This window comes from Acidobacteriota bacterium (genome assembly GCA_039030395.1).
Classification (GTDB): Bacteria; Acidobacteriota; Thermoanaerobaculia; order Multivoradales; family JBCCEF01; genus JBCCEF01.
The window spans coordinates 62,934-88,259 of record JBCCEF010000020.1; the positions used below are offsets into that span (position 1 = coordinate 62,934).

Genomic DNA, 25,326 nt, shown 5'->3' on the forward strand with positions numbered 1-25,326 from the left:
CTAGCATCCCCGGCCATGGAAGGACTGCGCCGCAAAATCCCGTTCTTGGCCATCACCCTGTTGGTTGTCGCCCTCGATCGCTGGACCAAGAAGTGGATCGAAGGTGATTTCACCCTCGGCGAATCCCGCGAGGTGATCGCCGGCTTCTTCGACCTGGTCTACCGCAAGAACACCGGCGCCGCCTTCGGCCTCTTTGCGCGTCCCGAAGCCGGCGAAACGTCGTGGTTGTTGATCGCGATCGGAATGCTGGCGCTGGTCGCCGTGGCCGTCTACTTTGTGGTGGCCTCGCCTGAGGCGACGGCTCTCCTCACGGCCCTCGCGCTGGTCCTGGGTGGTGCCATCGGCAACCTGATCGACCGCCTGGCGCAGGGAGCCGTGACGGATTTCCTGGAGTTCTACGTCGGCACCTACTATTGGCCGGCTTTCAATGTGGCGGACAGCGCGATCACCGTCGGCATTGTGCTGTTGGCAATCGATTCCTTCCGTTCTCGTGACCAGTAACGAGCGGCGCTGGAGGGTGCCGGAAGGCGCCGCCGGCGATCGCCTGGACCGCCACGCGGCGGCCGAACTCGACGAAAGCCGCAACCGCGTCCAGCGCTGGATCTCCGAAGGGCGCCTGACCCTCGACGCCCGAACGGTCCGACCCTCTCATCCTCTGCAGGGCGGCGAGGTGCTGCACCTGACCAGGCCGCAGCCGGTGGATTCGCGGGTGCGGCCGGAAGCCGGCGATCTCGCCCTGCTGTTCGAAGACGAGCACCTGGTGGTGCTCGACAAACCCGCCGGCCAAATCGTGCATCCGGGAGCCGGTCATGCCTCCGGCACCCTCGCCAACCTGCTGCTCGATCGGTATCCGGAGATGGCCGGGGTCGGCGGCGAGGGCCGGCCCGGCATCGTGCATCGGCTGGATCGCGACACCAGCGGCGTGATGGTGGTGGCCAAGACCCAGGCGGCCTATCGCGGGCTGACGGACGATTTCGCTGGCCGACGGGTGGACAAGCACTACTTGGCGGTGGTCTACGGCGATCCCGGGCCAAAAGGCGAGATCTCCGCCCCGATCCGCCGGCACCGGACAAGGCGCAAGGAGATGGCCGTCGGCCCGGGCGGCCGGCCGGCCCGCACCCTCTACCGCACCTTGTCGACGGCGGAAGGGGTGTCGCTGCTCAAGATTCGGTTGGAAACCGGCCGCACCCACCAGATTCGCGTGCACTTCAAGTACGCGGGCCATCCGCTGGTCGGCGACCCGGTCTACGGGGAGAACCGCTGGCGCGGTCTCAGCCGCCCCCGACGGCGCCACCTCGCCACCTTCCCGCGACCGGCACTCCACGCCCGAACCCTCGCCTTTTCGCACCCGGTCACGGACGCTCGGCAGGTGTACACGGCTCCCCTACCGGACGACTTCATCAAGCTATGGGAAGGCTGGACCGGCGGCCCAATGCCGGACGATGCTGCGAGCTAGGACGCAGGCTCGTTCTACGTCAGTAGCTCGGGCAAGGACTGAAACGGACGGCCTTGAGATTCCGCCACCGGCAGGCAGGTGATGTGGCCGCGGAAGGTGTTCACCCCTTCGGCGAGTCCCGGATCGCTCTCGATGGAGGCTTCGACGCCGCGCGTCGCGAGGGCGCGGGCATAGGGCAAGGTGGCGTTGTTCAGCGCGATGGTGGAGGTGCGGGGCACCGCGCCGGGCATGTTGGCGACGCAGTAGTGCACCACGCCATCGACTTCGAACACCGGATCCGAGTGGGTGGTCGGATGGGTGGTTTCAAAGCATCCGCCCTGGTCGACGGCGACGTCCACCACCACGGATCCTCTCTTCATCAGCGAGAGCATCTGGCGGGTCACCAGCTTGGGGGCCGCCCGGCCGGGGATCAGTACCGCGCCGATCAGGAGATCCGCCCGGCCGAGGGCGGACATCAGATTATGCGGGTTGCTCGCCAGGGTGGTGACGTCGCCGCGGAAGATGTTGTCGAGGAAGCGGGCTCGGTCGAGGCTGGCTTCGAGCACCGTCACCCGCGCGCCCAGGCCCAAGGCCATCTTGGCGGCATTCAGACCGACGATGCCGCCGCCGATGATCACCACGTCACCGGGCGGCACGCCGGGCACACCGGGCAGCAGGGTGCCGCGGCCGCCGTAAGGCTTCTGCAGAAAGCTCGCCCCGGCCAGAACGGACATGCGGCCGGCGACCTCGGACATCGGGGTCAAGAGCGGCAGGCCGCCGCTGCGGTCGGTAATGGTCTCGTAAGCGATGCCCGTAACCCTGCCCTCGAGAAGGGCATCGGTCAGTTCCGGCAGCGGCGCGAGGTGGAGGTAGGTGAAGAGGATCTGCTCCCGCTGCATGCGATCGTACTCTTCGGCTACCGGCTCCTTGACTTTGATGATCATCTCCGACCGGGACCACACCTCTTCCGCCGAAGCCACCATCGTGCCGCCGGCTTCGATGTACTCCTGGTCCTCGAAGCCGCTGCCGTTCCCGGCTCCCACCTGCACCATCACGTCGTGGCCGTCCTCGACCAGCGCGTGAACTCCCGCCGGAATCATTCCGACGCGGTACTCGTGATCCTTGATCTCTGTCGGTATCCCGATCTTCAAGACGCTCTCCCTTTCGCCGTGGACTCCCCCGCCGCGGCGCCGGCCTGAGTCCCCATCTCCACACTTCCTTTGAAGAAGGCACCCTCCGAAATGATCACCCGCGGCGCCGCCAGGTCGCCTTCGACCTTGCCGGAGGCGAGGACCTCCACCCGTTCGAGGCCGGACACGTTGCCTTTGACCTGGCCGGCCACCTGCACCGAACGGGCCGAGACGTTGCCTTGCACTTGACCGCTGGCGCCGACCAGCACTTCCGCGTCGACTTGGATTTCTCCCTTCAGGGTGCCTTCCACCTGCACCCGAGTGCCGCCCCCGATCTCGCCGGAGATCCGGGTTCCCGGCGCGATCAGGGTGATTGCCGAAGGGCTGTGGGCGGCCGGGCCGGTCGCTGTCCGCCGGCTAGCGGACGAATTCTCGGTTGAGCGGCTGGCCGGCTTCGCCGGAGGCGTGGTCTCTCTAGGGGATGGATCCTGGTCGCGGCGGAAGATCGACATCGAAAGGCCCTTTCACCTCAGGCCACAGGCAGCATCTAGAAGAGGCCTGCGGGCGGAGGTTTCCGTTGACTGGAGTCTGTTGATTCGGGGAGTCCGTAAGCTCGGCCTAATGGTTCCGGGACGGCAAAGGGTAAGCCCTGTTCTGCGTCGTCTCGATCGGTTGCTGGAGCGGGCAACGGGACTCGAACCCGCGACATCAAGCTTGGGAAGCTTGCACTCTACCAACTGAGTTATGCCCGCATGGAAACCGTTCAGCTCGAGCAATCTAGCGGATGCCGAGGCGGATGGTCAAGGAGCCAAAAGGTCGCGAATTGCATCTCATCGCCGCGCCGGCCCCGGCCCGCGGGCTGCTATACTGATGGCGTCATGGATGCCTCCGGAAAGACCCCAGCGAAAAACCACAGCGCCAAGGATCACGGCGGCGAATCGGCCACCCCCGAAGCCTCGGAGGAGCCGCTCTACTTCTTTCCGGACCGCGAGGTGATGGAAGAGGAGTTGCGGGCGATCCTGGAGGAGGGGCCGGAGGATCAGCGTGCCTGGGCCATTTCCCACCTTCTGCGCTACGCCCAGTGGGACGACATCTGGACGTATGTCACCCGCGACGAGGTGCGCGAGATTTTCGCTACCCTCGACCTGCCGGAAAGCCTCAGCCAGGCCTGGGGTCGGATGCTCAAGATCGAAGCGCCGGTCGGATAGCGGACCGGCATTCCCCGGCCGGAAGGGGCCGCCACTCCGCCCACCTTGATGGTCGACTTCGTTGGATAGGTGCGGTGGTGAGGTCGTGTGCCATCAACCCCAGCGGACGGAGCGCTCCTCTTCAAAGTACGCCCAATGATTCGCCGACCTGCGCTCCTGCCTTCGTCTCCGGATTCCCTGAGCGCCGACCGCCGAGGGCTCTGCGCAGATCTTCGAAGATCATTTGAGACAACGGCAGCACCACCAGGGTGATGGCGGTGGCTGCGAGGATGCCATAGGCGATGGAAACCGCCGCCGGGATGAGGTACTGGGCGTGCTCCGACGTTTCTAAGATGAGCGGCGCCAGGCCGGCGAAGGTGGTAACGGACGTCAGGCAGATCGCCCGCAAGCGATCGCTTCCAGCGCTCAGCCAGGCATCGAGGTCCTTCTGGCCCGCCCTGCGTTTCGCGTTGAAGGTGGCAACGAGCAGCAGGCTGTCGTTGACCACGATGCCGGAAAGCGCCAGCAGTCCGAAGAACGAGAGAATGCTCATCGGCAAGCCGTGCAACCAATGGCCGAAGATGGCGCCCAGGACCCCGAAGGGGATGACCGCCATGATCAGGATGGGTTGGGAATACGATCGAAGGGGGATCGCGATCAGGGCGAAGATGGCCGCCAAGGCCAGCAGCAGCGTCCAGGCGATGGAAGCACTGGTTTCGGCGATCTCCGCCAACTCCCCGCGCTGCTCGATGGTGAGGCCCGGGAAACGACGCCGCAGGTCGGGCAGCAACGCCTCCTCAAGGGAAACCATGGCCGCCTCCGGTGACGTGCGGTCTCGGTCGACGAAGGCGTCCAGAATGCCGACCCGCTGGCCGTCGACTCGAGTGATCTCGGGCGGCGCCGGTCGGTGGTGGGCATCCGCCACCAGAGAGAGTGGCACGGCCTCACCGGAAGGCAATCGAATGCGGCTCTGGGTGAGGTCCTGTGCATCCCGACGGTCCGTCGCCGGGTAGCGCACGCGGACGCGGACTTCTTCGTTGCCGCGCTGGAAACGCTGCACTTCGTAGCCGAGGAAGGCGCGCTGCAGTTGGTCCGAGAGCTCCGCGGTGCGGAGCCCGAGGGCTCGCCCTTGTGGGGTGAGCTCGAGGCTCAGCTCGGAGCGTCCAGGGGCCAGGTTGTCCCGCAGATCCTGCACGCCGGGCGTGGCCTGCAGATGGTCGACGATCGCCAGGTGTGCCGCGCGTAGGGACGCCTCGTCCGGCGCGCTGATTTCCAGGCTGATCGGAGGAAACGCGTCGAAGGCCGCGGAAAAGATGATGGTCTTGGCGCCTTCGAGGGCACCGGTCTCGGTACGCCAAGCGTCGGCGACTTCCTTCGGCGTGACGCCGAGCTTTCCTGCCGAGAGCTCCACCAGAACTTCTCCACTACGGTCGCCGGTCATATGGGTCTGCACAGCCGCCAGCAGGTTCTCGACACCGCCCTCGCGACCCAAGCGCTGCGCCACACGCTCGAGCGAGCGCTCAAGGTGTGTGAGGTTCCTTGCGGTGAGCCCATGACCGGCGGTCTCCTCCATGGTGAGGGTTGCGGTGACCAACTCACCGGGGATGTCCGGAAAGAAGGTCGACCGCACGAATCCCGCCGCCACCAAGCCTAGGGATCCGGCGGTGACGAGCAGGATGATCAGGAGGCTGAGGTATCGCCGCCGCAAGGCCCGGGAGAGCAAGGCCCGATACCCGTCGCCAAGGCGGTCGAAGAAGCGGCTGACCGCGCGCTGCAATGCGGCGAACAAGCGCCCGGGGGCAGAACGCGGCGGGTCACCCAGCCGCAGATGCGCCAGATGGGCCGGCAGGACGAACTTCGATTCTACGACCGAAAAGAGCAAGCATCCCGCCGTCACCAGAGCGAACTGGGTGAAGACGAGGCCGAAGTCGCCCTTCACCAGACCGAGCACCGAGAAGGCTGCAACGGTCGTCAGCACGCCGAAAATGGTGGGTACCGCCACTTTGTGGACACCACGCACGGCGCTCGCCAGAGAGTTGCCCTCTCGTAGCTTGTAGGTGTGGATGCTCTCGCCCACCACCACAGCGTCGTCCACCACGATTCCGAGGGCGACGATCATGCCGAAGGTGGTGAGGTCGTTCAGGGAAAGGCCGAAGCCGCGCATCACCAGGAAAGCTCCGCCGAACGCCACCGGCAGCCCCATGGCTACCCAGAACGCGATGCGCCGATCGAGCGTCAGCGCGAGCACCGCAAAGACCAGCGCCATGCCGACGAGGGCATTGCCTCGAAGCAGGCCAATGCGGGAAGAAATCTGCTCGCTGCGGTCATGCCAGGTGTCGAGGTCGACACCTCGTGGCAGGCGGCCGCTCTCATACCAGCGCTCGATCACCTCGTGGACGGCTTGGCTCACACGGTCGGTGCTGGTGGCCGCATCCTTGAAGACCTGCAGGCCGATCGAAGGCTGGCCGTCAAAGCGCATGAAACGCCTCGGCGCATCCCCGTAGGAGGCGCTCACCGTCGCGATGTCGCCGACGGTCAAGAGGCTGCCGTCGGCATGCGTGCGGACCATCAATCGGGCCACCTCGCCGGCCCAGTTGGCACGGCGCGCCGCGCGCAGACTGAGGTCACCCTCAGGGCTCCTCAGCCTACCGCTCAGGTCGATGAGTGACTCCCGGTCGATGGCTGTCGCCATGTCCTCGAGAGTCAGGCCGTACTCGGCGAGGGAATCATCGTCGACCTCCACGTGCACTTCCGGAGAGAGGTTGCCGACGCGATCCACCCGGTCGATGTCGGGATGGGCCAGAAGGTCCCGCCACAGATCATGGGCGATGCGCTCGAGCACCCCATGGTCGACCTCGCCGGAGACCTGTGCCCGAATCACCCGGTCGTCGGTCCGCTGCTTCTCGAGGATCGGCCGCTCGGCGCGGAGCGGCAAGTTCGGTACGGCGTCGACCCGGGCCTTGACGTCGGCGAGTAGGAGGTCGAGATCCACACCCGAAGCCTTCTCGATGGTCATCGTGACGCCGTCGGCCCGGGCCACGGAAGAGATTCTCTGGATACCCGGTGTGCCACGCAGGCTCCGCTCCAACGGCAAGACCACACCCTCCTCGGAGACCTCCGGGGCGCCACTCGGAAAGCCCACCTCGATGGTGATCAGGTGGGGGGGAAACCCGGGGAAGGACTCTCGCGGAAGACCCTGGGCGCTGGCGAAGCCCAGCGCGATCACGAGGGCCATGAGCAGGTTTGCGGCCACCGGATTGCCCGTGAACCAGGCGATGGCACCTCGCGGTCCCACGGTTTTGGACCGGTCTTCTGAGGACATCGCTGACGCGGCCTTCTGCGTCGCGGAATCTTCTGTGGTGGAACGCCCTTCGTGGGCGCCGTCACGGTGCGACATTGGCGATCTCTTTCGTCACCGGCAGACCCGGCAGGTAGGACGCCATCGGGTGGGCAACCACGTCGAGGGTGTCTTTTTCCATCGCCTCGGGCGCCGGCACCAGGATGCGCCCATCCGCTGCCGGTTGGGGATCGACCGCCGCCTTGGCCAGTAGCCCTGCGGTATCCACGAACCAGAGTTCGTTTTGGTCGGTGACCACATGGGCAGGCAGGTCGAGAACCCCGGGAAGCTCTCGCCCCAGAAGGAAGGCCCGCACGAACGTGCCCGGGTAGAGGGGAGGATCCTGCTCGAGCGGATTGGAAACCGTGACCACGAGGGCCCGCTGGCGGGTTTCGGTGACCACGTGGCGCTCGATGCGACTCACCTGACCCCGCCAACGGCTCGGCTGTCGTCCGCCCGTTGTGAGGTCCACGGGCCAACGCTGCCCGATCAGCTCCGCCGCCGGCGGCAGGAGTGCCCAGTCGGCGGGCGTGAGAGGCAAACGCAATTCTGCGCTATCCGAGCTGTCGAGCTCGATCAGTTCGGTCCCCGGCTGTACGTAGCTGCCCAACGGCGCCAATCGGCGCACCACCGCGGCGTCGAACGGGGCTCGGATCGCGGTGCGGGAGAGATTCCGTTCCGCTTCGAGCAATGCCGCCTCGGCGGCCTGCACTGCGAGCTCGGCCGAGCGTTTCTGGGGTACCCGCAGCAGAAAGCGCGAGGGGTCTCCAGGCGCTTCGATACGCCGCCAGTCGGCTACCGCCTGGCGCGCCCGGAGATCCTCTTCCTCTACCAGCAGCCTTGCCTCTTCGAGGTCAGCCCGCGCGCTGGCCACCGCCTCGAGGTAGCGGGACTCATCGAGGGTCATCAACACATCGCCTTTGCCGACGCGGCGGCCTGAATGCGCCCGCTCGGAGACCGAGACCAGGGTCCCCGCCACCTCGGCTGAGACCACCGTGCGGAAGCGAGCGTGGACCTCACCGCGGGCGTGGATCTCGGGACGGGCCGAGGAACGGCGTGCGGGGAGCACGGTCACCGTCGGGGAGGAAAGAACCGGTGCGGCCGCGGAATCGGCGGCCGGACTGAGGGTCTCGCCGATGGCGGGGCGAGTCGCCACCAGCCGGAGCAGGATGACGACGGCGATGATCGCAAGGAGGACCAGGAGAACCATTGTCTTCCTCATTCGACGGCCTCCAGGCCGAGGGCCAGCCCGAGCTCGATGCGGTTGCGGAGCAGGTCGAAGCGAGCCTCGAGCAGTCGCAGCTCCGAATCAAAGGCCGTGCGTTGGGCGGCCAACAGGTCGAGGATGTCGGCGAGTCCGCGGACGAACTGGCCTTCGAAGCTGCTGCGACTCCGCTCGGCGTGCTCCATAGCGGTTTCGAGGTGGGGGATCCGGTGGGTGAGGGCGTACTCGGTGCCGAGGGCCTCCTCCACCTCCACCACCGCGGCCAGCAGGACGCCGCGATAGGCGATGACCGCCGCCTGCGCCCGCAACTGGGCCGCTTGGAACTCGGCGTTGAGAGCCCGCCGGTCGAGCAGGGGTGCCAGCAGGTTGCCGAGCACGGACCACACCGGATCGGATTTGAGGACATCGCCAGGCCGCGGAGCGCTCAGGTCGAGGCCGGCACCGAGGCGAAAGCTCGGCAGCAGGGTCTTTCGCGCCACCTGCACCGCCACGCCCTCTGCCTCCAGTCGGGCGAGGGCAGCGGCGACATCCGGGCGGGTCGACAAGACTTCGGCAGGCATGGGAGCCGGTGGCCGACCCACCTCGGGCAGCCGCTGCGGTAGCTGCCCAGGCTCCAGGCCGAGATCGCCGAGCAGCAGACTGAGGTCTCGATCTGCACTTCGAACGGCTTCCTCCAGCCGTTCGATCTCGGCCTCGGAAGCCGCCAGCTCGGATCGGGAGGCGTCCCAGTCCGTGACCGCGCCGAGACCGGAGCGGTAGCGCTCCCGCACCGCCTCGAGGGTGGATTCGAGCGAGGCGGCGCGGCGCCGCTCGACCTCGAGCTGACGGCTGCGCAGCACCCTCGAGAGGCCCGCTTGCAGGGTGCGCGCGGCCAGCGAATTGCGCGCTGATCGCAGATCCTCTTCGAGAGCTCGGTGCCGCATCTCGGCTTCGCTCACCTGGTTCGCCAGGCGGCCCCAGACGTCGACCTCCCAGCTCAGGGTGACGCCGAGGGCCGTGCTGGACGAAGCGGAGCGGGCGACGGCGCTGTTGCCTCGCGACTGAGACAAGGCGGTCTCGATCTCGGGAAGTCGACGGGACCGTGTCACGTCGAGGAGCACGCCGGACTCCCGCAGCCGAAGGCTGGTCTCGGTCAGGTCGGGGTTTCCTGCCAGGGCGCGCTGCACGAGAGCGCCGAGACGCGGAGCCTCCACCAGCCCTGCCAGGGAAGAGATCGTCTCGCCGGTTTCGGGAGGCTCGCGAGTCCAGGTATCTCGCAATTCCGATTCTGCGTCCAACGGCCGAAGCTCGACGGTGGAAACGCACCCCATGGTGAGCAGGGGCACGAAGAGGAGCCGCCACATCAAAACGACAACTTCAGTTGGAACTTGCCTCCCGCCGCGGGTTCCAAGTCGTGGGTGCTGAGCAGAATGCCCTCACTGTCGTGGATCTTCAACTCCCCTTCGAGGCCATAGGTCGGTCCGATCTCAAGAGATAAGCGGTCCCGGATTCGGACCTCGTAGGTCAGTCCGACGTCGAACTGAATGAACTCGGAATACCCCGCGGAAACCACTGGGCTGTCATCTGCTAAGCGCGTTACGAAGGTCGTGGCGCCCACCCCGAGACCGAGAGAGGAACGAGGCGAGAAACGGTAGCGCAGACTGGTTTCAGGAATGCCCAGGCTGGCGGTGAAGCCTTTCTCTGCCTGGCCCCGGTAGGTGAGGCCGATGGCGGGAAAGGCCTCGAACTCCACATCGACCGCCGAATGCCAGGAATAGCCGACGCCGAACAGAAAACTCCACTCCGAGGAACGGTTCCAGATCACCGCCGCAAGGGCGTCGGCGAAATGGGAGTCGGTCGACTCCTCCTCGAAGCCGAGACCGGCACCTACGGACGTCAGCAAGAAAAACCGGTCGTTGATCGGTCGAGTGGAGGTGTGCCGCAAACTGACTCTTTTCATCTGCTCCCAGGGCACCGGAGCGCCGTTCGCGAAACTGAGGTCTTCCGCCTCGCTCCAGGTGAAGTCGTGGACCGAGGCCGAGAGGGTGAAGTCGAAGAAGCCTAGGGAAACCTCGGCGGACTGAAGATCCACAGTGGCGAGGCTGTCGGTGAATTCGAGGTCGGCAAACGAGGTCAGGTTGAGATCAAAAGAGGCGCTGGGCTTGTCGGCGTGCACCGAGCCGGCGCAGAGGATGGACATGGCGAAGACGACAGGGGTGAGGTGTTTAATGTTTTTCATGCCGACAGGCTAGGGGCGGAACCTTGCTTCCACCTTGTGGCGATGTTGCGATTTGGCAAGAAAGGTCTAGAAATCGCGCGCCGAGGGTCGACCGTCGGCCACGACTCAGGCTGGGAAGCGGACTTCCACGCGTGTACCGCCCGCATCCGGGCGCAAAACGCGCACTTCGCCGCCGTGGGCGGAGACCGCTGACTTCACGTAGGAGAGTCCCAAACCGTGGCCCGACCTCTGGCGAGAGGAATCGGCGCGGAAGAAGCGTTCGAAAATGCGAGGGATGTCCGCTTCGGAAATGCCGGGCCCCGAGTCCTCCACGAACAAGACCACGGCTTTGGCGTTGTGCTCCGAGCCGAGGCGAATGGAACCGCCGTGGGGCGTGAACTTCACGGCGTTGTCGAGTAGGTTGGCCAGCGTTCGCTGCAGCATGGTGCGCTCCGCCTCGATCCACGGGGTTTCGGTGGCGGTGAGTTGGAGAGAGAGATCCTTGGCCTCCGCCGCCTCGGAGTACAGCTCCATGATCTCGCGCATCAGCGCTCGCGGATCCACAGGCTCCCTGACCAACTGATCGGTGCCGGAGTCGAGCCGGACGATTTCGAGCATGGTCTCTACGACGGCCTCGAGCCGGGTTGTTTCTTGGATCGCCCGCTCCGCCAGGCCGTGGAGGACCTCCGGCGAAGGCTCGCCGCGCAGTGCGACTTCGGCGGCTCCGCGAATCCGAGTCAGCGGGCTACGCAGGTCGTGGGCCACGTTCACCGTCACGAACTTGAGGTCGGTGATCAGCACATCGATCTTGTCGAGCATCCGGTTGATGGTGCCGGTGAGCTCCTGGACCTCCACCACGTGCTGGCGTTCCGGTACGCGCGCCTTGAGGGAACCGTCCAGGATCTCCTCGGCGGTGCGGGTGACCTGTTTGACGCCAGCCATTGCGCTTCGCACCATCCACCAACTGAGACCGGCGGCGACAACGGCCAGCGACAGGAGCCCCCAGCGCCAATGGTGGGCGAGCTGCTCGAAGAGGTCGCTGTTCTCATCGAGCAACACACCAGCTTGGATTAGCGCACCGTCCTCGAATCGGCGGCTGACGACACGCAGGGTGGTGCCCGGGGCGATCTCGATGGTGTCGACCCGTCGTTGGCCCGGCACCAGGGCCCACCCCAAGGCTTCGGCGCGCGCCAGATCGCGGCCTTCCTGGACCACGAGGGTGCCCTGGGGTGCGAAGAGACGAAAGTAGAATTTGTCGGCGCTAAAATCGCCGCTGCCGTAGGTCTCGAGCGCCTGTTGATAGGTGGCGTCTGCCTCCACCATCTGCTCCATAATCTGCTGAATTCCCTGCTCGAGACTTCTCCGCATCGCGAGACCCATGACGTGAAAGACGAGCACGTGGAGAGCCACGGTGAGTCCGATGTACGCGATGACGAGACGTCCTTGGAGGGTGCGGATCATTTAGCTCGACGCTTCATGATCGGGCCCTGGACCGTCCCCGGCCTCGAATCGATAGCCCAAGCCGCGCACGGTGCGGATCAGCTCCCGGGGGGTATGGACCGCCAACTTCGAGCGCAGCCTCGAGATCTTCGCTTCCACCACATTGGTCTGAGGATCGAAGTCATAGCCCCAAACGTGGTCGAGGATCATCGTCTTGGACACGACCCGGCCTCGGTTTCGCATCAGGTAGCCGATCAGCCTGAATTCTGCTGGCTGCAGGTCGACCTGTTCGCTACCCACGAAGAGCAGGTGTCGTTCTTTGTCCAACGTCACCTCGCCCACGTGAAGCAGCGGGGATGTGTCGAGACGGTTCGACCGCCGGACCAGCGCCTCGATGCGGGCGATCAGCTCAGCGAAGGCAAAGGGCTTGGTCAGGTAGTCGTCGCCACCGGCCCGGAGGCCTCGCACGCGGTCGTCCAACTCGCCCTTGGCGCTGAGCACCAGGACCGGGGTCTCGATGTTCTCCCGACGCAGCCGCTGCACTACCGACAGGCCATCCGTGCTCGGCAGCATGATGTCCATGACAATCAAGTCGAAGGTGGCATCCCGAGCCGCCCAATACCCGAGATCACCATCCGTGGCGGTATCGACCGTGAAGCCTTCCTGCTGTAGACCCCGACTGATGAACTCCCGAGTCGCTTCGTCGTCTTCAACCACCAGCACGCGCAGCACAGGCACTCTCCTCATTGGGTCTCGGGGGGACGGGCTGCGGTCGGGAGTCACGGCCTCAGCCTTCACGGCCTCAGCCGCAGCAGCTAGGAGCAGTGTAAGTCCATTACTTTGCCCTTACCTTGTTGGAAGGTTACCAATTGGCAAGCTGGGCCGGTCATAGGTTGGTGGTTCTTCGCTGCGGCGGGCCCGCGGATGTGTCGTCTTCGGATCTGTCTGCCTGCGCTGACGATTCGGTACTGGCTCGGCTCGGGACCGACAGGGACACCAAGCGCCCGATCAGAACCGCTAGGAATAGCTGGCCGACCACCGCCTCGACCACCACCAGCATCTGCGCGAACTCACTCTCGGGTGTGATGTCGCCATACCCGAGGGTGGTCAGCGTGACGAAGCTGAAGTACATCGCGTGGTGAAGATCCTCGCCGAACCCTTCTGGGCCAAGGCCCCGGAAGGAGCCCGGCGCCAGTGCCTCGACGAAGCCGTAGATCAGCGCAAAGATAAAGCCCACCACAAGGTAGACGGCGACCGCACCTCGCAGCCGATGTGCGTTGACATCTCCTGGCCGGAAGACCTCGCGCAAGAGCTGCCAGCAGACAAAAGCCATGAAGAGGATCGAGACCGCCAGGTTGGCGAGGTCCAAGGCCTTGGCGCCCGGAAGATCTTCGAGCCATGAAAGGGCGATCGAGAGGCAGGCCAGGGCGATCGCGAAACGCCGCCAGCCAACCGACAAGCCGCCGATCAACGCGCCGGCCATGAACACCAGCGAGAAAGCGAAGGAAATGAAAGCACCGGTTCTGCCCGACAGTTCGACAACGGGAAGGATGACGAACGCCAGCAAGCACAAGGCAACGAGGAATACCGTCAGGCTGGCGTCCTGATAGGTCTCCAGGCGCCGCTCGAAGCGATGAATCAGCGATTGGTCGGGTTTCATGGATCCCCCTTGGCTCAAGCGAAGTCGAACCGCGCCCAACCCCCCGAGACGCTAGTCCCCCATCAGCAGGTCGCCCAGCGGGCCGAGGGCCGAACCCTCGCCTTTGCCCCGCTTGCCGAGGCCCGGTGCGGCGGAGAGAACTCGCCCGGCCAGGCGGCTGAAGGGCAGCGACTGGAGCCAGACGTTGCCGGGGCCGGTGAGAGTGGCGTAGAACAAGCCTTCCCCGCCGAAAATCGCCGTCTTGATTCCCCTCACCATCTGGATGTCGTAGTTGACGGTCTGTTCGAAGGCCACCAGGCAGCCCGTGTCCACCCGCAGCGTCTCGCCGGCGGCGAGCTGCCGACCGAGGATCGCGCCGCCGGCGTGAACGAAGGCCAGGCCCTGGCCTTCCAGCTTCTGGAGAATGAAGCCTTCGCCACCGAACAGGCCAGCGCCGAGCTTGCGGTTGAGCGCGATACCGACGGAGATACCCTTGGCGGCGCACAGGAAGGCATCCTTCTGGCAGAGGATGGTGCCGCCGTGCTGGCGCAGGTCGAGGGGTACGATGCTGCCCGGATAGGGTGAGGCGAAGGCGACCTTCTTGCGCCCCTGCTGGACGTTGGCGAACACCGTCATGAACAGGGACTCACCGGTCAACACCCGCTTGCCGGCCCCCATCAGCTTGCCCATCAGGCCGCCGCTGTCGCTCGCTGCGGAGCCGTCACCAAAGATGGTTTCCATCTCGATGCCGGCGTCCATGTACATGAAGGCGCCGGCTTCGGCGATGCACGCTTCCTGCGGGTCGAGGGTGATCTCGACGTACTGCATCTCCTCGCCCATGATCTCGTAGTCGATCTCGTGGGCGCCCCCGGCGGCGGCCGGCGGCGGGGCGGGCGGCGTGACGGCCGTCGGCGCGCCGCCAAAGGCGGTGGCGAACTCTGGCCGTGTATCGATCCCTACCCAGTTCGCCATCCCCTGGGTGAAGACGTGGGCGGAACGATCGAAATGGCCCTGCCGGATGCCTTCAATGACCTGCTCCGCACTCATCGGACCTTGCTGTTGTCCCGCTACCGACACGTACCAAACCGCTTCGCTCATCGCATGCTCCTCGTTGATTGGATTCTGTGGATTCGGATGACTGAAAGATTCGCCGACCGCTCTCTGGAGGGGTCCTCTACCGCTCTACGAAGCGCACCTCGAAAAGCTTCGGCCAGTGTTTGCCGGTGAGGAAGAAGCGGTCCGAACCGGGCCGGTGGGCGATGCCGTTGAGCACTTCGGCGTGCGCCCGTTCGGAGGCGGAGAGCAGGCCCGCGGCGTCGATCACCCGCCGGACGCGACCGCTCGCCGGATCGATCGCCACCAGAATCTCCCTGCCGTAGACGTTGGCGTAGACCTCGCCCTCCACGCACTCCAGCTCGTTCAGGTTGCCGACGGGCGCGCCGTGAAGGGTGACCGCCACGGTGCCGAGGAGATCGAAGGTCGCCGGATCGCGAAAGCTCAACAGATCGGAACCGTCGCTCATCACCAGACGCTCACCGTCGAAACACAGGCCCCAACCTTCGCCGCGATAGCGCAGCGGCTCCAGCGCCTCGAAGTTGCCCGCATCGTAGACCAGGGCCAGGCCGGCCTGCCAGGTGAGCTGGATCAACCGCTCCCCCACCCTCGTCACACCCTCGGCGAAGAGGTCCGGGTCCACCACCACCTCTCGGCGAATCTCGCCGGTTTCGAGGTCTACGCGGCGCAGGCGCGATTTGCCGTATTGGCCTGTCGACTCGAGGAGGGCACCGTCGTGCCATTCGAGGCCTTGGGTGTAGGCCGTCGGATCGTGCGGAAAGGCGCGCAGCACTTCGACGGTGTACTCCTTGACCGCCGGACGGCCCATCGCAGGTTCGGCACCGGCGGATTCCCCGGCGGAGAGAGCCGGCACCGAGGAACCTACCGGGCCTGAGGTCGAGGGACCGCCGGCCACCTCACCGCAGGCCGCCAACGCCAACATCAAGAGGCCCGCGGCGAGGTGTCCAGGGAGTGGACTAGGTCGCACGACCCTTCGAACCGCCGGCAAGCCGGGCAAAAAAGAGGATCAGGCCGATGAACAGGACCCCGGCGAGCCATGGCGCGGCGGCGCCGGCCCACTCGGTGCCAACGCTCCACACGGGCTGCTGGCGGGCCACCGCCCAGCCGGCCATGGCGGCCATCCCAACTCCCATCAAGCCTTCGCCACCGACCAGGCCGGAGCCGAAGAGAATGCCGCCCTGGCGGTCCTCTTCGGAGGCTCCACGGCGTTCCGTGATGTAGCGCAGGAGGCCACCGAGGAACACCGGCACCATGGTCGCGACCGGCAAATAAACGCCCACGGCGAAGGGCAAACTTGGGATCTTCAGCATCTCCGCCGCCAGGGCGATCAGTACGCCGATGCCGACCAGCCCCCAGGGTAGATTCTGCTCGAGTACCCCGTCGATCACCAGCTTCATCAGGGTCGCCTGGGGCGCCGCCAGTTCCTCGGTGCCAAAGCCGAAGGCGTTGCCGAGCATCATCACCGTCAGGCAGACGAAAAAGGCCGAGGTGAGCACGCCCAGCAGCTCGCCGCTCTGCTGCACCCGCGGTGTGGCCCCGAGAATGAAACCGGTCTTCAGGTCCTGCGAGGTATCGCCGGCGATGGAGGCGGCGATGGCCACCACCGCGCCGACGGTAAGGGCCGCCATCTTGCCGGCATCGTCGGTCCATCCGAGCAGCAGGAAGATGCTGGCAGTGCCCAGGAGGGTCGCGATGGTCATGCCGCTGGTCGGATTGGAGGTCACCCCCACGAGGCCGACGATGCGCGACGATACGGTAACGAAGAAGAAGGCGAAGATCACCACCAGCAGGGCCGCCACGGCGCGCGGCCCGAGGCCGTCGATGGCGCCGAAGGCCTGCGGCACGAAGGTCAGCATCAAGGCGATGGCGCCGAGGCCGATGCCGACAGTGCGGAGCGACAGGTCGCGGGCCGTCCGGGGGATGGCGACGGCTCCGTCGCCGCCGGCATCAAGGCGCTTCCGGAGCTGCTTGGCGCCCACCTTGAAGCTCTCGATCATGGTGGGGATGCTGCGGATCAGGGTGATGATGCCCGCCGTCGCCACCGCTCCGGCGCCGATGTAGCGCACGTAGCGGGTCCAGATTTGACCCGGAGACATTTCGGCGATGGTCTTGACGGTCTCCGGATAGAGCGGCAGGGCCCGCCCTTCGCCCCAGTAGGCGATGGCCGGGATGATCACCAGCCAGGCGAGGAGGCCGCCACCGACCATCACCGCCGCCACCCGCACGCCGAGGATGTAGCCCACCCCGAGCAGCGCCGCCGAGATCTCGGTACCGATCTGGCCTTTCTTCAAGAACGGGATGTGCACTTCGACGTCGTCCGGCACGATCTTCATCCAACCGGTCACCGCCTTGAACAGGGCACCGACGCCCAGGCCGAGGAAGACGTTCCTGGCCTTCGCACCGCCCCGCTCCGTCGCCATCAGCACCTCGGCGCAGGCGGTCCCTTCCGGATAGGGCAGCTTGCCGTGCTCGCGCTCGATCAGGAAGGCCCGCAGGGGAATCATGAACAGCACGCCGATCAAGCCGCCGGCGAGGCCGAGCAGGGTCATCTGGAGGAGGGTGGGATCGAGCCCCCAGAGAAATAGAGCGGGCAGGGTGAAGATCACCCCGCTGGCCACCGAGCTCGACGCCGAGCCAACGGTCTGCGACAGGTTGGCCTCCAGCAAGCTGGTGCGCACGCCGGCGGTGGCGAGAGCCCGAAAGGCCGCCACGGTCACCACCGCCACGGGAATCGAGGTGGAGATGGTCAAGCCCACTTTGAGGCCGAGGTAGGCGTTGGCGGCGCCGAACAGCACGCCGAAGAGAATGCCCGCGCCGATCGCCTTGAAGGTCAGCTCGGCGGGGCTCTCGGTCGCCGGAATGTAGGGCTTGAAGTTCTTCCGATCGTCGCTCACGGCGGGCTACTCCCCAGCCTCGGACTCACCGTCATCGGTGTCGTCGGCTCCATCGCTCTCGTCGGCCATCTGCGGCCACTCAATGTCGTGCGCCGGCGGCTCTCCGCCGGGTCCCTTGAGGTAATGATCGAACCAGCGCATCATGCGGCGGTTGTAGTCCATGCGCGCCGCCGCCTTGCGGTTGCCGTGGCCCTCGCCGGGGTACCAGATCAGCCGCACCGGCGTTTTGCCCACCAGCTTCAGGTAGCGGTACAGGATGAGGGACTGGCTGGGGTGAACCCGCGGATCCTCCTCGCCGTGCAGGATGAGAATCGGCGTACGCGCCTGCTCGACGTAGGTGACGGGGCTGCGTTCCATCATGAAGTCCCACTTCTCCCACGGCCAGCGCCGGGCGTGCACCAAGTACTCCTCATTGGGAATGTCGGTGGTTCCGGACTTGGCGATCTTGGCGCTGATGCCGACGAACATCACGCTGGCGGCAAAGCGTTCGGTGAAGTAGGTGGCACCCCAGGCGGAGGCGTAGCCGCCGTAGGAGCCGCCGGTGATTCCGACCTTGTCCTGATCCACCAAGCCGATCTCGATCAGGTGGTCGACGGCGTCGATCAGGTCCTCGAACTCCGCCCCCGCCGGATCCGCCTGGCTGACCTTCGAGAACTCCACGCCGCGGCCGGTGCTGCCCCGGTAGTTGGTGTAGAAGACGGCGTAACCCTGGGCGGCGGCGAGCTGCCCCGGCGCGTTGTAGCTGGTGAGCCAGCCGTTCCGGTGGTGCGACTCGGGACCGCCGTGAACGGTCAGGATGAGCGGATAGCGGGTTCCCTCCTGTTCGTCGAGAGGGCGGATCAAAAGGCCTTCGATCTTCATTCCGTCGCGCGCCTCGAAGGTGACCACTTCCTGCTCGGCGAGGCGGATCTCGTCGAGCACCGGATTGCTGTTCGTTAGCCGCTCAGCCTCCTGGTCGGCGACCCAGCGGAAGAGCTCCGGTGGATGGCCCGGGGTTTCGCCGATCAGGGCCGCCCGGGGACCGTTCGGCGAGATGCTCAGGGCCGTCCAAGCCGGGTTGCCGGCTGCTGGAATCAAGTCGCGGTGGGCATAGCCATTCGAGCCCACCCGGCCGAAGCTGGTCCACACCCCCTCGGAGCCGAGGAACACCAGTTTGGTGTCCGTCAGCCAGCCGAGGTCGTCCACCTGCCCCGGGTAGTGCGGCAACACGTTCTCGAAGGTGCCGGCGGCGACATCGCCGACCATCAGCCGGCCGGCGGAGGGATCGTTGGCGTCTTCCGCCGAGATGAACGCCAGATGGGTGCCGGTGGGATTCCAGGCCACCGGGCCGAGCTTGCCGGGATTGTCGAAGCGCGTCACCACCTCGCCGCTGTCGGCGTCCAGCACGTGCACCTTGCGGCTGGTGTAGTTGTCGTCGATCCGCGGCGTCGGCGCGAGGGCGACGGCCAGCCGGTTGCCGGCCGGGCTCCAGTGGAGTTCCGTGGCGGACCCCTCCACCTCCAAGGCCTTCGGCTCGTCGTTCGAGTCTCCGGCGAGGTTCTGCACGTAGATGTGCACGAACCGGTCGTTCTCTTCGAAGACTTCGGCGTTGAAACCCTTGTCCTTCAGCTTGTCGTCGGGACCTTCCTCACGGGCCAGAAAGGCCAGGCGGCTGCCGTCGCCGTTGAAGCTGTAGTCGCGAATGCCGGTGGCGTGGGAAGCCAGCCGGCGGGCTTCGCCACCGGCCAGGGCGATGGTGTATAAGGCCGTCTCGTCATCACCCTCGCGTTGGCTGCGGAAGGCGATGGCCTCGCCGGAGGGAGTCCAAGAAATGTCCTGCACGGACACCTCGCCGGTGATGAACGGGCGGCTCTCCCCGTTGTTTCCGACCACGTGGAGTTCGCTCCAGGCCGGCCCGTTCTCCTCTTTCCAAGGATCCCGCGGCACCCACAGGGTGTAGGCAATGTGCATTCCGTCCGGCGAAATGGCCACCTCAGAGACTCGCCGCAACGAGTCCACATCTTCCGGCGTCATCGTCCGGGAGGCGGGCGACGCCCCTTGCGCCGCGGCCGGCAAGGCGGTCAGCAGAAGAATTCCGAAGAAGACGTAGAGAAGCCGGCGGCTCCTCGTTCGATGACTCGTGACCATGGCTTGCTCCTGTTGTTCTCGTGTTGATCCACCGTCGGCTTCCTCTCCGGCCGCGGGGGTACTACCGGCTCTTGATGCGCGGGCATTCTACTCTGCCCTCGGCGTACACCCGCCACGATTCCTTGTCGCATCTCGCTCAGCGAGCGCTTCGCGGTTGACGGTCGAGGTCCAGTTCCCCACCGCCGGGCAAGAGGAAGTGACCGCCGAGCAACAGGGCCGGCGGTCGTCCGCCTTCACCGCGTACCACCACCGGGCCGCTCCGCACCTCGTCGCCGGGCTCGAGCACCGGCACGTACAGGCGCAGCCCGTCCGCCGTGCGGAGGGCCCGCATGTTCCGGATCTCCTCGCCGTCCTTGTCTAGCTGGTAGCGGCGGAAGGCACCCGCCCGGGCGGACAACACCACCCCTCCCTCGACTTCGACGCGAGCGAAGTTCTGGTCGAAGAAGGCGATATCCGTCGACCGTTGCCCGACGTTTCGCAGGATCACCCGGAAGGTCCATTGGTCACCGTCGACGCTCACGGTCGCGGTGTCCACTTCGATCGCCATCGGCGCGGCGAAGCCGGAAAGGGCGGCCGCCAGGTCGGCGGCTCCCAGGGCCATTCCCTCGCCCTCCGCCGGCAGGCGGTAGAACACTTCGCCCAGGTGATGTTTGAGCGCGGCTTCGCGCAGCCGCTCACGGAGATCGATCAGGTGGACGGGGAGCACCTGTACGGCACGAATCCGTTCGCCCTCCGCCAGTCGCCAGGAACCGAAGTCCGTCGGCCGCTCCGCTTCGATGGTCATCGCCCGGCGGTCGAGGCCGTGGAGGATGCGGTCGCGGCCGCGGCCGAGGGCGGGGTCGCGTACCAGGTCTCCAGGAGAGGCATTGACCGTCCAGGCGATACGCTGTCCGTCGGCGGCCAGGCGGTAGGCGGCTCCCAGAGTGCGGACGCCGATCAGATAGTCCACCCGCAGTTCGTCCAGGACCCGCGTCCGCTCCACCACCCGATTGAAGCGCCAGCGAGCCGCCACTTCGGCCTCGCCGGGGTCTTGGCCGTATAGAAACACCACCAGGCAGTCGACGGCGCGGCCGATGCGCTCGGCGGCTTCGACACCTAGGGTGGACTCCTCCATCTGCAATGAGACCCCCATGCCTTCGCCGAGGCCGGCCATCAGCGCTTCCACCACCTCCGCTACGTCTGCCCAGGAAGAAGCCGTGGATGGAACAAGGTGAAAGCCGACCGGCAGCAGCCCGGCGGCCTCCGCTTCGAGGCGCATTCTTTCGAATTCCACCCGCAGGGAGCGGGCCGCCTCTTCGGCGGTGTCCCCAAGGCCTTCCGGCCAGGCACCGGAGATCACCAGGCTCACCGGTGCCCGCGGCCCTTCGACCAGGTTTGCAGGCGCCTCGATTCGGGCCCGCGGGCCGTCCCACTCGAGTTCGAAACCGGACAGAAAGAGCTCCCGCACCCCGGCGGCCCGTAGCTCGTCGAAGGTTGCCGCATCGAGGCGGCCCAGGGAGGCGGGCTCCACCCACAACACGGATCCGGGCGCGCGAGGAGGCCGCTCCGGCGCGCCACCGCAGGCCGCGCTCAGCAAGGACAGCAGGAATCCGGCGAGGAGTTTCTTCAAGGCTGATCCGTCAGGGGAAGAACAATCATCGGGCTACAGTGGAATTGTAATGGTCACCGCCAGGCCACCGCTATCGCGGTTGCGCGCCTGGATCGTTCCTCCGTGCTCCGTGGCCACCCGGCGGGCGATCGGCAAGCCCAAACCGGTGCCCGATGCGTGGGTCGAAAAGTATGGATCGAAGATACGGCCGAGAAGTTCCGGGGGTACTCCCGGGCCGGTATCCGCCACGGTGATGCGAGCTTCCCGGCGCGAATCGGCGCCCTCGGTCCGCGCCACCTGCACGAGCACCATACCGCCGCCGGCACTGGCCCGCAGGGCGTTCTCGATCAGATTGCGCACAGCCCGACCGAGCACTTTGCGGTCGAAGCGGGCCGAGATCGAGTGCGGCTGCGCTTCGAACGCCACCTGCACTCCGGCCGGCGGTGCCGTCAGGTAGGGCTCGGCGAGTTCTCGCAGTGCCGCCACCAGGTCTTCCTCCCGCAGCTCGATCTGCAGGATCGAACTGTAGGTCGAGAACTCCGAGGCGATCTGCTGCAGTTCCTCGACCTGGGCCAGCACGTTCTGAGTACAGCGCTCGAAGATTTCGCCAAAACGCTCCTCGGTGCCGGCGTCGCCGCGCACTTGGCGCATGTGCTCGACATTCAGGCGAATCGGGGTCAAGGGGTTCTTGATTTCGTGGGCGATGATCCGGGCCATTTCGGCCCACGCCTCCAGACGCTGTCCGCGCACCGTTTCGGTGACATCCTCCACCACCAGCAAGGCCGACGGTTCCTGCTCTCCGGGCAGCGGCACCCACACCAGGTTCCACTCCTGTTCTTCCTCCTCCAACTCGGCGCCCGGCGCCCGCGCAGCGCGGACCTGCACCGTCTCGTGGATCGCCTCCTCGCCGGCCCGACGGAGGAAATGGCGCACCGGCTCGAGTTCCTCCCGCTCGGCAAAGGCCCGGTCGACGAATTCGCCAACCTGCACGCCCAGGAGCTGAGCCGCCACCTGGTTGCGCATCAGGACCCGACGTTCGCGATCGACGGACACCACTGCGGAGGTGATGTTGTCGACCATGCGATCCACCACTTCCTTTTCGCGCATCAGCCGAGCTCGGCCGGCAGCGATCTTGCCGGCCATGTCGTCTACCGCTTCGACCAGCGACGCCAGCTCCAGTTCGCGCGGCGCCAGTTCCAGGGAGGTGGCGCCGGCGGCGATTCGCCGGGTGCCTTCCACCAGCTCCGTCAACGGCGAGGTGAAGTTGCGCGCCAGCCGCACGCTGACGGCGAGAAGAAGAGCACACAGGGCCGCGGTGATCACCAGCACCTGGCGGCGCAAGGCGGTCAGGCCGCGGGCCAACTCTTCACGCTCCGCCAGCAGCGGCATCGAGAGCACAAAGCGATCGGACACGCTGCGGGATCCCGGTACCCGAACCTCCGTGTACAGCTCTAGATAGGAAGTGTCGCCCACCCGGTCGGTACGGGAGGCCACCGCCGGATTCGGCTCCCCTGCCCGGTCTTCCAGCCGCAGGGCGTTGAACACGTCGCCAGGGATTCGCTTGGGCAACAGCCCGGCGGCGAACAGCTCGCTCCGGCTGGAAGCGAAGACCGTGTTGCGCCAGTAGAGATTGAGTTCGTTGCGCACTACCTCGGAGATTTCGGCCATGCGCGCATCGGCGAAGGAGCGGTCGATACCGAAGCCCGGCTGTGGGGTGGCCAGCAGTTCCGTCACCAGCCGCCGGGCGGAGTCGAGGGACTGCGCACCGCGGCGCTCCTGCTCCCGCTCCAATCGCTGCTCGATGGTCGCCAGCAGGAACAGATCGAGAACGATCAGCGGAATCAGCAACAGAACCGTGTACACCACGACCAGGCGGGTGGAATAGGAGCCCAGAATCCGGTTGAGCAAAGAGCGGAGGGAAACCGCCGGCGCGGTCAGCATGCGCGCCGTCAGGTACAGGGAGGCGGCCAGCAACAGCAAGCCGACCGTCGCCGCGCCGCTGCGCACCAGGGCACGGACCGGATGGAGTACCGGCAGAGCCAGGGCCCGGCCGACGCCGAGGGGCTGCAGCCAGCGCCATTCGTCGCCCAGCAGACGCAGGGCAAAGCCGGACGCCGGCTCCCCCGGCAAAGCCGCCAGACTGACGATCACCGCCCCGCCTTCGAGATCCTGCGACGCCATGGAGCGATCCTCGATCAGCTCGACCTCCAGGCCGCCGGCGGGCAAGGCGCTGCGCGCCAGGCCCGGTTCCAACCGCAACCGCCAGCGCACCACCCCCCAGCTATCGCCGCCATAGGTGAGAGGCACCGAACCGATGGCCTCGGCACCTTCCGAGGGTGGCGCATCGGTCTCCTCTCGCTCGAAGGCAAGACCGAAGGAAAAGCTCGACGGGGGTCCATCGAAGGGTTCCACCCGCAGGGTGGAACGCACCCCGGGGCGGGCCAGCGGCGAGGCCGCCCATAGGCTGTAAGCAAGATCCTGGCGGTCGAGGGCTTCCGGTGAACGCGGCAGGATCGCACCGAGTCCTCGGCGAGCGAGTTCTTCGGATACCGCTCCGTTCAGCTCGCGAGCCAGTCGTTCCGGTCCTTCTCCCCACTGTTCGATGGCGCGTGCCGCGAGCTGTCGGCGCAGGGCGCCACGATCTGCCGAGGCGCTGAGGATGGCTCCCGCCACACAGCCGAGAATTGCCGCCTGCATCCAGCGCCGGCGCCTTCCCGTCATGCCAGCACCGAAGGCGAGGGCAGCCACCACCAGGCTGACGGCCAGCGGCCAAAGATCCAACAGGGCCGCGGCCAAGGCGCAGATCATCAGGACCATCGACCCGCGCCGGAAGGTCGCCCTCGCCGGCTGTCGCGCTCCTCCCAGACGCAGCACTGCCGCCACCACCAGGGCGACCGTGGCCCGGCCGAAGAAAACGTCGATCGATCCGAAGAATCCCTCCTCCAAGGAGGCCGAGACCACCGCGTCGGCTCCCCGGTAGGGGGCGACCAAGGCGACGGCGGCACCCAAGGCACCGGCGAGGGCGCCGCTCACCCAGGGTGGGAAACGCCAAGGCCATTCGTCCTTCAGACATAGGGTCGCCGCGCCGAGGGCCGCGATCGTCACCGTCGCCGGGGCCGCTCCAGCGGACCAGCCGAGGACCAAGGCCGCCGAGGCAGCGAAAATCGGGGCGATGGGCGGATCCTGCCGGCTTCCCGCGACCACGGCGCCGAAGAGGGCCGCCGCCAGGGCGAACAAGGCGGACCGGCGCCAAGGGTCCGCCCAGGGCATCTCCGGGTGCTCCTGCGGCGCCGCCTGAACGACCAGCCCGGGACGGCCTTCCGCCACCAGGAGTACGGCGTCCGGATCCGCCTGGGCCGAATCCGCCACCGCCGACCATCGCAGCGGCCATCGGCCACGGGCGAAGTCGCGCTCGAAGGGCAGCCGATCCACCGGATAGCTGCGAGCCGCGGCCACCCGCCAGGGGCGCCGTGCGTCGTCGAGGGGCACCACATGGGCGAGGGTGACGGAGCGGAAGCCTGCCACAAAGGTCGAACCCTCCTTCGGTACGACCGACCCTTCGAGATCGAGGCGCAGGCCCGGTCCGCTCCATGCGCGCGGATTGCCGTCCGGGTCCAGCACCATCAGGGTGAAGGACGACGGCCCTCGGCTGTCGAGGAACTCAAAGAGCGCGTCGCTCTGGCGGCTCTGGCCGGGAATCTCCTCGGCGGTGGACTCTGCCGCCCGTTCCAGTCGTTGCCACAGCTCAGCGTAGGCGCGACTGACCCGCCCTCTGCCGTCTTCGGTGGTCGGGTCGTAGCGCAGATCGAGCCAACCGCGGATAGAGAAAAGGCTGCCGGAGACGAGCAGGGCGATCAGGAGGAAAACCCGCGCGCGGCGAGAAAACCTGAGCAGAAGGGTCGCGGTGATCGCGAAGAGGAGCGCCAGGGTGGACCAGGCGGGGGTTGGCAACCAGGGTGCCGCGACGCAGGACGCGAGGAGGAGGGCCGCCGCCGCCCGGCGCGGGGAGCGACGCCGAGGTTCGAGCACCGGTTCCGGAGGGACATCATCCCC

The 25,326-nt window shown here is 66.6% G+C and carries 18 protein-coding genes and 1 tRNA gene; 3 read left to right on the forward strand and 16 right to left on the reverse strand.

All coding sequences use genetic code 11. The annotated features are described in order from the left end of the window. Window positions 1-15: 15 nt before the first annotated feature. Both lspA and AAF481_16190 read left to right on the forward strand, forming a co-directional pair. The gene (lspA, locus tag AAF481_16185) at window positions 16-501 is read left to right on the forward strand and encodes a signal peptidase II (protein MEM7482715.1); all 486 of its coding nucleotides are present in this window, start codon (window positions 16-18) and stop codon (window positions 499-501) included. After that, window positions 491-1,456: an RluA family pseudouridine synthase gene (locus AAF481_16190; protein MEM7482716.1), complete on the forward strand. Its 966-nt coding sequence runs from the start codon at window positions 491-493 to the stop codon at window positions 1,454-1,456. The genes lspA and AAF481_16190 overlap by 11 nt, the downstream gene beginning before the upstream one ends. A gap of 14 nt (window positions 1,457-1,470) precedes the next feature. On the opposite strand, the gene ald is transcribed toward AAF481_16190, so the two are convergent. From ald to AAF481_16205, 3 genes are all read right to left on the reverse strand, one after another. Further along, the gene (gene ald, locus AAF481_16195; GenBank protein MEM7482717.1) at window positions 1,471-2,586 is read right to left on the reverse strand and encodes an alanine dehydrogenase; all 1,116 of its coding nucleotides are present in this window, start codon (window positions 2,584-2,586) and stop codon (window positions 1,471-1,473) included. Next, entirely contained in the window at window positions 2,583-3,077 is a 495-nt protein-coding gene (locus AAF481_16200) for a polymer-forming cytoskeletal protein (protein MEM7482718.1), read from the reverse strand. The genes ald and AAF481_16200 overlap by 4 nt, the downstream gene beginning before the upstream one ends. Before the next feature lie 164 nt (window positions 3,078-3,241). Next, a tRNA-Gly gene (locus tag AAF481_16205) sits at window positions 3,242-3,317 on the reverse strand. A gap of 126 nt (window positions 3,318-3,443) precedes the next feature. Between AAF481_16205 and AAF481_16210 the strand changes: the two genes are divergently transcribed. Continuing rightward, window positions 3,444-3,773, forward strand: coding sequence for a hypothetical protein (locus tag AAF481_16210; protein ID MEM7482719.1), 330 nt, complete (start codon window positions 3,444-3,446; stop codon window positions 3,771-3,773). 121 nt (window positions 3,774-3,894) lie between these two features. Here AAF481_16210 and AAF481_16215 read toward each other — a convergent pair whose 3' ends face one another. The 13 genes from AAF481_16215 to AAF481_16275 form a co-directional block, all read right to left on the reverse strand. Then, window positions 3,895-7,074, reverse strand: a complete 3,180-nt coding sequence (locus tag AAF481_16215) for an efflux RND transporter permease subunit (GenBank protein ID MEM7482720.1) — start codon at window positions 7,072-7,074, stop codon at window positions 3,895-3,897. Between the two features lie 61 nt (window positions 7,075-7,135). Continuing rightward, window positions 7,136-8,311, reverse strand: coding sequence for an efflux RND transporter periplasmic adaptor subunit (locus tag AAF481_16220; protein MEM7482721.1), 1,176 nt, complete (start codon window positions 8,309-8,311; stop codon window positions 7,136-7,138). Continuing rightward, window positions 8,308-9,657 carry a TolC family protein gene (locus tag AAF481_16225; protein MEM7482722.1) on the reverse strand — a complete coding sequence of 450 codons (1,350 nt, stop codon included), beginning with the start codon at window positions 9,655-9,657 and terminating at the stop codon, window positions 8,308-8,310. Before AAF481_16225 ends, AAF481_16220 begins: the two co-directional genes overlap by 4 nt. Next, complete coding sequence (locus tag AAF481_16230; GenBank protein ID MEM7482723.1) at window positions 9,657-10,532, reverse strand: DUF6268 family outer membrane beta-barrel protein; 876 nt, start codon at window positions 10,530-10,532, stop codon at window positions 9,657-9,659. Before AAF481_16230 ends, AAF481_16225 begins: the two co-directional genes overlap by 1 nt. Window positions 10,533-10,637: 105 nt before the next feature. Further along, window positions 10,638-11,972, reverse strand: coding sequence for an ATP-binding protein (locus AAF481_16235; protein ID MEM7482724.1), 1,335 nt, complete (start codon window positions 11,970-11,972; stop codon window positions 10,638-10,640). Beyond that, the gene (locus tag AAF481_16240) at window positions 11,973-12,680 is read right to left on the reverse strand and encodes a response regulator transcription factor (GenBank protein MEM7482725.1); all 708 of its coding nucleotides are present in this window, start codon (window positions 12,678-12,680) and stop codon (window positions 11,973-11,975) included. A gap of 157 nt (window positions 12,681-12,837) precedes the next feature. Then, the gene (locus AAF481_16245; GenBank protein MEM7482726.1) at window positions 12,838-13,611 is read right to left on the reverse strand and encodes an ion channel; all 774 of its coding nucleotides are present in this window, start codon (window positions 13,609-13,611) and stop codon (window positions 12,838-12,840) included. A gap of 51 nt (window positions 13,612-13,662) precedes the next feature. Further along, window positions 13,663-14,688: a TIGR00266 family protein gene (locus AAF481_16250; GenBank protein MEM7482727.1), complete on the reverse strand. Its 1,026-nt coding sequence runs from the start codon at window positions 14,686-14,688 to the stop codon at window positions 13,663-13,665. A gap of 76 nt (window positions 14,689-14,764) precedes the next feature. Further along, a complete protein-coding gene (locus AAF481_16255; GenBank protein MEM7482728.1) occupies window positions 14,765-15,631 on the reverse strand; it encodes a glutaminyl-peptide cyclotransferase in 867 nt (288 codons plus the stop codon). Next, window positions 15,621-17,558, reverse strand: coding sequence for an oligopeptide transporter, OPT family (locus tag AAF481_16260; protein MEM7482729.1), 1,938 nt, complete (start codon window positions 17,556-17,558; stop codon window positions 15,621-15,623). Before AAF481_16260 ends, AAF481_16255 begins: the two co-directional genes overlap by 11 nt. Window positions 17,559-17,564: 6 nt before the next feature. Then, the gene (locus tag AAF481_16265) at window positions 17,565-19,685 is read right to left on the reverse strand and encodes a S9 family peptidase (GenBank protein MEM7482730.1); all 2,121 of its coding nucleotides are present in this window, start codon (window positions 19,683-19,685) and stop codon (window positions 17,565-17,567) included. A gap of 136 nt (window positions 19,686-19,821) precedes the next feature. Further along, window positions 19,822-21,294, reverse strand: coding sequence for a hypothetical protein (locus AAF481_16270; protein ID MEM7482731.1), 1,473 nt, complete (start codon window positions 21,292-21,294; stop codon window positions 19,822-19,824). Between the two features lie 33 nt (window positions 21,295-21,327). Then, on the reverse strand, window positions 21,328-25,302 hold the full coding sequence (locus AAF481_16275) for an ATP-binding protein (GenBank protein ID MEM7482732.1): 3,975 nt from the start codon (window positions 25,300-25,302) through the stop codon (window positions 21,328-21,330). Window positions 25,303-25,326: the final 24 nt, after the last annotated feature.